This is a genomic window from Streptosporangium sp. NPDC006007 (assembly GCF_040614315.1).
Lineage (GTDB): Bacteria > Actinomycetota > Actinomycetes > Streptosporangiales > Streptosporangiaceae > Streptosporangium.
Genome location: NZ_JBEXUG010000052.1, coordinates 25,058 through 34,111 on the forward strand (window position 1 = coordinate 25,058; position 9,054 = coordinate 34,111).

The window sequence follows — 9,054 nt, forward strand, 5'->3', positions numbered from 1 at the left end:
GTGCATGGGGATACTCAACTTCCGATCGCGTACGAGTGGCGCGACTGCCACGACAGCCAGACGGCGTCGCCGCGTTCAGCCGTGCTCGTACTGTCGAGCGCGTTCTGCTGGAAGACGGTGATCTCCGCGCCATCCGCGAGGCCCACCGCGTAGCTGTTGTAAAGACCCAGGTAGACCACCTCGGAGACGGTGCCGCGCACCGCGCTGACCTCCCCCGCCGGCTCCTCGGTGGAGATCGTGATCTTCTCCGGGCGCACGGTGACCGCGATGGGGTCCCCCACCTGGCGGGGACTCTCCGCCACCAGGATCCGGCCCTCCCGCCCCACCCTCAGTACGGCGCAGCCGGAGACAACCCGGTCCACGGTGCCGCTGAGCAGGTTGGAGGTGCCGATGAAACCGGCCACGAACGCGGTGGCCGGACGTTCGTAGATCTCGCGCGGCGCGGCGAGCTGCTCGACCAGGCCGTCGTTCATCACGGCGATGCGGTCGCTCATGGTGAGCGCCTCGCTCTGGTCGTGGGTGACGTAGACGAAGGTGATGCCGACCTCGCGCTGGATCCGCTTGAGCTCGATCTGCATGGCCTGGCGGAGCTTGAGGTCCAGGGCGCCGAGCGGCTCGTCCAGCAGGAGCGCCCGGGGGTTGTTGACCAGGGCGCGGGCCAGGGCCACCCGCTGCTGCTGGCCGCCGGACATCTCACGCGGGCGGCGCCTCTCGCGCCCGGTGAGGTCCACGATCTCCAGCATCTCGCCGACCCGCCGCTTGATCTCGGCGCCGTCCACCCTCTTGCGCCTGAGACCGAAGGCGACGTTCTCCCAGACGTTCATGTGCGGGAACAGCGCGTAGGACTGGAACACCATGTTCACGTCGCGCTTGTTGGGGGGGACGTCGGTGACGTCCCTGCCGTGCAGGCGCACCGTCCCCCGCGAAGGATCCTCGAATCCGGCGATCATACGCATGGTGGTGGTCTTGCCACAGCCGGAGGGGCCGAGGAGCGAGAAGAACTCCCCCTCGGCCACGGCCAGCGTGACCCCCTTGACCGCCTGGACGACCTCCCCGTGGGCGAGGTACTCCTTGACGACTCCGGTGAGTTCGATGGCGGGCACCGGGGGGGAGTCGGAGGCGGTGAGGGCCGCCTCCGTGCCCGCCTGGATTTTCGTCATACCAGGCCTATCCCTCTTGTTCGCGGCTATTCGCCGATGTAATGCATGACGTGCTTGACGCGGAGGTAGTCGTGGAGGCCGAAGACCGACAGGTCCTTGCCGTAGCCGGAGTGCTTGAAGCCTCCGTGCGGCATCTCCGACACGAACGGGATATGGGTGTTGACCCAGACCACGCCGTAGTCGAGGCGCTTCGACGTCCGCATCGCCCGGCCGTGGTCGGAGGTCCAGATCGAGCTCGCCAGGCCGTACCGCACGCCGTTGGCCTTGGCCACGGCGTCGGCCTCGTCAAAGAAGGTCTGCACGGTGATGACCGGGCCGAAGATCTCGTTCTGCACCATCTCGTCGTCCTGCTGGAGGCCGTCCACGATGCTGGGGGCGAAGAAGTATCCCTTGTCGCCGACCCGGTGGCCGCCGGTCAGGACCTTGGCGTGACCGGGGACCCGGTCGAAGAAGGCCGCGACCCGGGTCAGCTGGGCGGCGTTGTTGAGCGGGCCGTACAGGGCTTCCTCGTTGGACAGGTCACCGGTCACGGTGTTCCCGGCCGCCTCGGTGAGCGCCGCGACGAACTCGTCGTGCACGTCCTGGTGGACCAGCACGCGACAGGCCGCGGTGCAGTCCTGACCGGCGTTGTAGAGGCCCGCCGTGGCGATCGTCTCGGCGGCGGCCTTGAGGTCCCTGACGTCGTCGAAAACGATGACCGGCGCCTTGCCGCCCAGCTCCAGGTGGACCCGCTTGAGGTCGTCGGCGGCCGCTCTGGCCACCGCCATTCCGGCGCCGACCGAACCGGTGATCGCGACCATCTGCGCGGTCGGGTGACCCACGACCAGGGCACCGGTCCCGCGGTCGCCGACGACGACGTTGAAGACGCCCTTCGGCAGGATCTCCCCGACGATCTCGGCCAGTTTGACGGTGGAGACCGGGGTGGTGTCGGAGGGCTTGAGCACGACGGTGTTGCCCGCGGCGAGCGCGGGGGCGATCTTCCAGACCGCCATCATCATCGGGTAGTTCCAGGGCGTGACCTGGCCGACCACGCCGATCGGCTCGTGCCGGATGACGGAGGTGTGGTCGGCGAGGAACTCGCCCGAGGTCGGCCCCTCCAGCGTCCGCGCGGCGCCCGCGAAGAACCGGAAGTGGTCGGCCGCCACCGGGGTCTCGTCCTCGGCCATCCGGGCCCAGGGCTTGCCGGTGTTACGGCACTCGGCCTCGTTCAGCTCCCCGGCCCTGGCGTCGATGGCGTCGGCGACCTTGAGCAGCAGGTTGGCGCGCTCGCCCGGCGTGACCTGACTCCACGACTCGAAGGCGGCGGCCGCCGCGGCGTAGGCTGCGTCGACGTCCTCGGGGCCGGAGACGGGCGCCTGGAGGTAGGGGTCACCGGTACAGGGGTCGATGACATCGGAGAACCGGCCGCTCCTGGCGTCCACGAGCTCACCGTTGACATAGTTGCGCAGACGGGGGAACTCGGTGTTCTCAACCGGGGTGGTCACCGTCGACCTCCTAGGGGATTGGGCTGAGTTGTCGCGACTCTTACAGAGAAGTGACCTCAAGACAAGGGATTTCGTTGTTAATATACCAAATTGCTACGAAATCGCTTGACAGAGGTGGAAGAACTGACAGCATGACGCATCGGAGCCGCCACCCGGCGGCAGCGCCCACAGACCATGAGGCCAGGGAGTGCGGATGACGACGCCGCCCAAGGTACGCCGTGAGAACAACGCCAAGTCCGGCCCCGTCGTCCTCGACGAGATCTCCAAACAGATCATCGAGCAGCTGCAGTCGGACGGGCGCAAGCCGTACGCCGCCATCGGAAAGGCGGTCGGCCTGTCCGAGGCCGCCGTACGCCAGCGGGTCCAGCGTCTGCTCGACAACGGGGTCATGCAGATCGTCGCCGTCACCGACCCGCTGACCCTGGGCTTCCCCCGCCAGGCCATGATCGGCATCAAGTGCGAGGGCGACCTTGAGGTGGTGGCCGACGAGCTGGCGAGCATCAAAGAGATCAACTACGTGGTGCTGACCGCCGGGTCGCTGGACATCATGGTCGAGGTGGTCTGCGAGAGCGACCAGCACCTGCTGGAGATCCTCGGCAAGATCCGCGCCATCCCGACCGTCCGCGCCACCGAGACGTTCGTCTACCTCAAACTGCACAAACAGACCTACTCCTGGGGCACCCGCTGACCGTCCGTCCTACGCCGCCCGCCCTACGGCGCCCGTCCTGTACGGCGGGTCCTGTACAGCGGGCCGGCCGGGTGCGCAGGTCAGACGAGAGGCCAAGGAGTCCCGGCGGTCAGGCGACGCGTTGCCGACACAGCGGCCCGGCCGTCCCCACGGCGCCTCATCCGAGGGCGGGGAGCGGCGGAAGAGGGCCGAGGCCGAGATACCGGCCCACGGCGGTCAGAGCCTTCCGGACATCGTCGGTGACATGCCGGGCGACCGCGTCCTCGGAGACGTCGTGGGAGCGGCCGAAGTCGATCCAGGCCTCGGCCGTGGTACGGCCACGGGAGATCCGCTCTCCGTACTCGCCTGGTACGAGCCCTCCGAAAACGATCAGCTCCCGCAGACCGGCGGGACGCCACCACACGAGCCAGTCGGGTGAGTCATTGACGGCGAGGACGAGGCGTTCCGCGGCTTTCGCGTAGGCGGTGCCGTGAGGCAGGCTCCGGTCGGCGATACTCCAGAACACCTGAAACCAAGGTTCGCTCCGCTGGGAGAAGTCCGGCACGAACGGGACCGGCGGGTCCTGGGGTTCACCACGCAGGGCCTTGCGGTAGGGCTCCAGGTAGTCCAGGAACGCCCGCCGGTCTCCGGCCTGGTGAATGTCGCCGAGGTGGTTGTCCTCAGAACGAGTGGCCGGCGCGAACGCGGCGGCGGCCAGTTCACGCAGATCATCGGAGACGGTGAAGGAGTTGCGATCCAGCCAGTGAAAGACCGCCTCGTCGGGGGCGATCCCTGAAATCCGGGCCGCGACCAGGCAGGTGATCGCCAGAGAGGCTTCCACACACCCCTCCTCGGCGTACTCCTCACTGCCTTGGACGAAGTCACGGAGCACCTCGGCCATGGCCGAGGCGACGTCATCCCTCTCCTCGATCTCCGCGACGGCGTCAGAAGCCTCGTCGCTGTCGAAGGGCCCTTCGAAGAGCATCCGGCCGTCCACGCCTCAGTCCCTTTTCAGAAAATTCGGTGATCGGGGCGATTCATGATCGTACTACGGGAGCGACCGGCACCCGCCGAACATGACGGTGACCGCCGGGAATCCGCTGACCGCGACCGGAAAAGACCATTTCACATAGGCATACCATATCGCACCGAAAAGCATTATTTCGCTACACACAATGACAGCATCAGAACCAGACTTTCCAATCCTGTCTCCTCTATGTGAAAGTCTTCCCACGCCGATTTGACCGCGTTACGATCGGCCCGCAGGCCGACGCGAAAGAAGGTCGGCGGAATGAGGGGAGGTCTCAAAGGTGGGCAAGCATGACGGCAGCAAGCCATCAGACAAACCGGCGGACAGGCCGAAGCCGAATTCGGACGGCGCCCGTCCCGATCAGCCCGGCCAGCACGAAAAACCAGAGAAGAAGTGAGCATCGGTGAGCGCGTCACCGCCCTTACCAATCAGATGACGAATCTTGACGACAGGTGGCGGGACGTGTTTCACGCCGTGCCCCGCCACCTGTTCATCCCGGACAGGGCATGGTGTCATCCTGACGACGGTCCCGGCTATCTCATCGACCGGACGGCCGATCCCGAGACGTGGATGGATGTCGCATACTCCAATACATCGATTGTCACGCAGATCAACGACGGCGCAGCCGATATAGGGCGGGGAAAGGGCGACTACACCTCTTCAGCGTCCGCGCCAAGCGTTGTGGCGGCGGGGCTGAAATTGCTCGACCCCTATGACGGGGATGAGGTTCTGGAGATCGGCACGGGCACGGGGTGGACAGCGGGGCTGCTGGCGAACCGTCTCGGTGACGAGAACATAACCAGTGTCGAGATCGATCAGGCCGTGTTCACAACAGCCGCCGAGAACCTGAAGAGGGCCGGACACTCGCCCCGGCTGATTCTGGGAGACGGGGCCGGAGGGTGGCCGGAAAAAGCACCCTACGATCGAATCCACGTCACCTGTGGTGTGTACCAGGTGCCGTACGCCTGGGTGGAACAGGCCCGGCCCGGTGGGGTGATCGTGTTCCCCTGGATGCCCCGTTGGGAAGGGGGGCATCTGACCAGGTTGAACGCGGTCGGCGACGGCACCGCAGTGGGAAGATTCTACGGCGGGGTGCGCTTCATGATGCTGCGGTCACAGCGCTGGAGCCGTCCCCGGCATGAGGACGTCTATCGGAGGTCGACCACCTACCTTGACCCCCGCCGGGTGGTGCGCTCGTCATACGGGGCTGAGATCGCCATCGCGGGAATGCTGCCGGATGTGTGCGGCGCGCACGAAGACCAGGAAGGCGGCGAATTCCACCTCTCGCTATGGTCGGACGATTCCGATGCTCAGGTGCACTACGCGCCCGACTACAAGGGCATAGCTGTCTTACAGCGGGGACCACGCGGTCTCTGGGATGAACTGGAGGCCGCCTATCTACGATGGATGTCGTGGGGAACTCCACACAGAGACCGGTTCGGAATGACCGTCACCCCCGAAGGTCAACATGTCTGGCTTGACTCTCCAGACAACCTGATCACCTAACGACATGGGTGCCCGTGAATGTCTCCGCCGAGCCTTTCCCCGCAGGGGCCTTCCCTCTTTCCATGCCGCTATGGGGTCCGTTCCCCTTCGATCGTCAGGACTCCGAGCCGCTCCAAGTGCCGCGGGAAAATCCGGGCGCGACCCGTCAGCGGCACAGGTGGGCGTTGAGCCGGGCGGCCTGGCGCGTCAGGTGGTCGCGCTCGGCGAGGTTGGGTGCCTTCTGGGCCGCCTCGGCGTACAGCCGTGCCGCCGTCGCCAGGTCGCCGTCGCGCTCATGGAGGTACGCCGCCACCGCGGCGCGGCGAGGCAGTGAGCTGTCCAGCGCCGCGAGCGCCGCCAAACCGGCGCGCGGTCCGTCGGCCTCGCCGACGGCCACCGCGCGGTTGAGCCGGACGACCGGGCTGTCGGTCAGGCGCGCGAGCTCGTCGTACCACTCGACGATCTGCACCCAGTCGGTCTCCTCGGCGGTGGGCGCGTCAGCGTGGAGTGCCGCGATGGCGGCCTGGGCCTGGAACTCGCCCAGCCGGTCGCGGGCGAGGGCCGCCTGCAGGATCTCGACGCCCTCGGCGATCGACTCGGTGTCCCACCGGCCGCGGTCCTGCTCGGCGAGCGGCACCAGGCCGCCGTCGGGCGCGGTCCGGGCGGCGCGCCGGGCGTGGTGGAGCAGCATGAGGGCGAGCAGTCCCGCCACCTCGGGATGGTCGATCGCGGCCGCGAGCTGCCGGGTGAGCCGGATGGCCTCGGCGGCGAGGTCGACGTCGCCGGAGTAGCCCTCGTTGAAGACCAGGTAGAGGACGCGCAGCACGGTGGCGACATCGCCGGGCTGGTCGAACCGCGCGCCGGAGACGGTGCGCTTGGCCCGGCTGACGCGCTGCGCCATGGTCGCCTCGGGCACCAGGTAGGCCTGGGCGATCTGGCGGGTGGTCAGCCCGCCAACGGCGCGCAGTGTGAGCGCGACCGCGGACGACGGTGTCAGCGACGGGTGGGCGCACAGGAAGTAGAGCCGGAGCGTGTCGTCCACCGCGGGCGCAGGCCCGGGCGCCGGCTCCTCGTCGAGGAGGTCCTCACGCCGGCGGCGGGCGGCGTCCGCCCGGGTCGCGTCGAGGAACCGGCGCCAGGCCACGGTGACCAGCCAGCCCTTCGGGTCCCGCGGCGGGTCGGCCGGCCAGACGCGGACCGCCTCGACCAGCGCGTCCTGCACGGCGTCCTCGGCCGCCGCGAAGTCGGCTCCGCGGCGGACGAGGATCCCGAGCACGCTCGGCGTGAGGCTCCGGAGCAAAACCTCGTTCACTTGAAAGGTCACTCCGTGATGGTGGGCGGCGCGGTCAGGAACGGGCGCACCTCAAGCCACTCGTGGATCGGCTTCCCACCCGCCCCGGGGGCGGCCGACAGGTCCCCGGCCAGCTCGACGGCGCGCTCGTAGCTGTCGACGTCGATCACCATCCAGCCGGCGATGAGGTCCTTGGTCTCGGCGAACGGGCCGTCGGTGACCGGCGGGCGACCCTCGCCGTCGTAGCGGACGAACATCCCGCCGGGGGCGAGTGCCTGACTGTCGACGAACTCGCCGGTCCCCTCCAGCCGGGCCGCGAAGTCGTGCATGTACTGCACGTGGGCCGAGATCTCCTCCGGCGTCCACCGCTCCATGGGCACGTCGTTGACCGGAGCCGGGGCGCCGCGGTAGTGCTTGAGCAGCAAATACTTGGCCATCGTGTTTCTCCTCGATGCTGGTGCGACCCATTGTGGTCGCGTTCACCACGGGGACGGAGCCGGTCACGGGTTCTCGACATCGCCGTCCGAATCTTTTTGGGTCTCGTAGACGAACCCGGGTGAGCCGTCTCGTGGTGTCCGGGTCCACGCCGTGGCGCGAGGGCGAGACGGAGCGAGGCCTTCCAATTTCTCATGTAAACGATCAAGGCTGGCGATAATCACCGTGAAAGCCCGAGGCTAATGAAGATGAACTCGTGGTGTCACAGCCCCTGATGTGCGTCAATCGCCGGGTAGACCGACATCACGGATGACGGGGTCACGCGCGGCCTCCGCCGAAACCCGTCCTCGCGGCAGGTAACCGGGGGCGGCGAACAGCGGGGACCCGGTGTCGCCGGCCGCGAGTCCGGCTGATCCCGACACCCTTCCAATTCGGGTGAAATCGGGTGAAATCTCCGGGCCAGCTTGCGGGAATAGCCATTCCCGGTAGCAGGCCCCAGGGCCGCCCCGGGGCGGGGTCGAGGCGGCGAAATCCCCCGCCCCGCGGGGGGAGTACCTGTCGAACTCCGCGGCCCGCGGAGTCCGGGAGGGGCACCACATCTTTTCACTCTTAGTGACTGTCTGGATTCATTGTGTTAAGAAGGTGGTTCCAGAAGCTCAGCCGCTGGATGCCGGCGGATAGACAAAGGAGTTCATGTGCGTTTCCCCCTGCGCACGGCCATGGTGGTGGCGGCGCTCGCCGCGCTGGCCACGGGTGTCTCGGTGGCTCCGGCCGCCGCCGAGGGTGTGCGGACCGGCCGGGCGGGTGACTCCGGCGCGGCCCGCACGGTCGGTGAGTGCACCGATCCGGGATTCGTCGGCGCCATCCGCTTCCGCAACCCGCTGGGGCTGTACGAGGTGGACTGCATCCGGCCCGAGAGCGTCCGCTATCCCGGGCCGGTCTTCGTCACCCACTGCAAACCCACCAACGGCGGGTGGCTCAACCTGCACATGCCCGGTGGCGAGGTAATCGAATGCCCCGCCACCGTCTACCGGGACGCCATCGGCTACAGCGCCTGGTCCTGACCGGACTGTCTGCCGCTTTGCCCTGGAGTGCCACGGGCACACCGCCGGGGACCTGCACATCCGGCCCCGGCGATAAGGCCCCCTCAAGATCGAATGCAAACTTTCTCCACGTTTTCAAGGCAGCCCGCCCCTGGCGGGCCGTCGGTGTTCGCGGGCCGGGCTGCGGCTTTCCGGCCGGTCCCGGCCCGCGACGCCCAAGCCCTCGGCAGGCGGTTGCCGAAAGAATCGAGACCGTCGACGAGCACCAGGAGCAGCCCGCCGGGCCCTGACCATCAGGCGCCGGCGCTTCGCGGCGCCGAGCTCGTCGACGCGATTGCCGAAAGAACCGGCGCCCCGGGGCGATCGGATGTGCGGCGAGTTTTGGCGCATGTAACAAGCCCAGCGCCGAGCTGGTCGACGCGGTTGCCTTTAGGCCTCTCGGGACAGGCGCTGAGCTCG

At 67.8% G+C, this 9,054-nt stretch carries 8 protein-coding genes; 3 read left to right on the top strand and 5 right to left on the bottom strand.

Going from position 1 to position 9,054, the window contains the following annotated elements; translation table 11 throughout:
* Nucleotides 1–14: 14 nt before the first annotated feature.
* Nucleotides 15–1,160, bottom strand: a complete 1,146-nt coding sequence (locus ABZ194_RS27185; RefSeq protein WP_355599856.1) for an ABC transporter ATP-binding protein — start codon at nt 1,158–1,160, stop codon at nt 15–17.
* Nucleotides 1,161–1,186: 26 nt separating this feature from the next.
* Nucleotides 1,187–2,644 carry a gamma-aminobutyraldehyde dehydrogenase gene (locus ABZ194_RS27190; protein WP_355599857.1) on the bottom strand — a complete coding sequence of 486 codons (1,458 nt, stop codon included), beginning with the start codon at nt 2,642–2,644 and terminating at the stop codon, nt 1,187–1,189.
* A 193-nt stretch (nt 2,645–2,837) separates the two neighbouring features.
* On the opposite strand from ABZ194_RS27190, the gene ABZ194_RS27195 reads away from it, so the two are divergent.
* On the top strand, nt 2,838–3,332 hold the full coding sequence (locus tag ABZ194_RS27195; protein ID WP_355599858.1) for an Lrp/AsnC family transcriptional regulator: 495 nt from the start codon (nt 2,838–2,840) through the stop codon (nt 3,330–3,332).
* Between the two features lie 157 nt (nt 3,333–3,489).
* On the opposite strand, the gene ABZ194_RS27200 is transcribed toward ABZ194_RS27195, so the two are convergent.
* Nucleotides 3,490–4,296, bottom strand: coding sequence for a DUF4259 domain-containing protein (locus ABZ194_RS27200; protein ID WP_355599859.1), 807 nt, complete (start codon nt 4,294–4,296; stop codon nt 3,490–3,492).
* Between the two features lie 438 nt (nt 4,297–4,734).
* Here ABZ194_RS27200 and ABZ194_RS27205 point away from each other — a divergent pair, with 438 nt between their 5' ends.
* Nucleotides 4,735–5,847: a methyltransferase domain-containing protein gene (locus tag ABZ194_RS27205; RefSeq protein ID WP_355599860.1), complete on the top strand. Its 1,113-nt coding sequence runs from the start codon at nt 4,735–4,737 to the stop codon at nt 5,845–5,847.
* Nucleotides 5,848–5,992: 145 nt separating this feature from the next.
* Here ABZ194_RS27205 and ABZ194_RS27210 read toward each other — a convergent pair whose 3' ends face one another.
* Entirely contained in the window at nt 5,993–7,138 is a 1,146-nt protein-coding gene (locus ABZ194_RS27210) for a DUF6596 domain-containing protein (protein WP_355599864.1), read from the bottom strand.
* Between the two features lie 8 nt (nt 7,139–7,146).
* A complete protein-coding gene (locus ABZ194_RS27215) occupies nt 7,147–7,554 on the bottom strand; it encodes a YciI family protein (RefSeq protein WP_355599861.1) in 408 nt (135 codons plus the stop codon).
* A 693-nt stretch (nt 7,555–8,247) separates the two neighbouring features.
* Here ABZ194_RS27215 and ABZ194_RS27220 point away from each other — a divergent pair.
* Nucleotides 8,248–8,616 carry a hypothetical protein gene (locus ABZ194_RS27220; RefSeq protein ID WP_355599862.1) on the top strand — a complete coding sequence of 123 codons (369 nt, stop codon included), beginning with the start codon at nt 8,248–8,250 and terminating at the stop codon, nt 8,614–8,616.
* Nucleotides 8,617–9,054 lie beyond the last annotated feature (438 nt).

What these genes read in the sequence shown, in the direction of transcription:
- ABZ194_RS27195 (WP_355599858.1), top strand. Translation starts at nt 2,838, where the DNA reads ATGACGACGCCGCCCAAGGTACGCCGTGAGAACAACGCCAAGTCCGGC.
- ABZ194_RS27185 (WP_355599856.1), bottom strand. Translation starts at nt 1,160, where the DNA reads ATGACGAAAATCCAGGCGGGCACGGAGGCGGCCCTCACCGCCTCCGAC.
- ABZ194_RS27215 (WP_355599861.1), bottom strand. Translation starts at nt 7,554, where the DNA reads ATGGCCAAGTATTTGCTGCTCAAGCACTACCGCGGCGCCCCGGCTCCG.
- ABZ194_RS27200 (WP_355599859.1), bottom strand. Translation starts at nt 4,296, where the DNA reads ATGCTCTTCGAAGGGCCCTTCGACAGCGACGAGGCTTCTGACGCCGTC.